General features: G+C 71.0%; 1 protein-coding gene. It reads left to right on the forward strand.

The annotated features are described in order from the left end of the window. Window positions 1-207 (forward strand): hypothetical protein (locus tag ACLEQD_RS45465; protein WP_410392086.1); only part of this gene is annotated, 207 nt, incomplete at both ends.

Genomic DNA, 207 nt, shown 5'->3' on the forward strand with positions numbered 1-207 from the left:
GACGGCTGCCGGAGTACATGGTGCCGTCGGCCTTCGTGGTGCTGGAGGCGCTGCCGCTAAACGCCAACGGCAAGGTGGACCGCAAGGCCCTGCCCAAGCCGGAGGCAGGCGCCGAGCGCACGCGCCAGTACGTGGCGCCGCGCACGAAGACAGAGGAGGTCCTGACGAGCATCTGGGCGCAGGTGCTGGGCGCCACGCAGGTAGGGG

It is taken from the genome of Corallococcus sp. 4LFB (assembly GCF_046520365.1).
GTDB classification, from domain to species: domain Bacteria; phylum Myxococcota; class Myxococcia; order Myxococcales; family Myxococcaceae; genus Corallococcus; species Corallococcus caeni.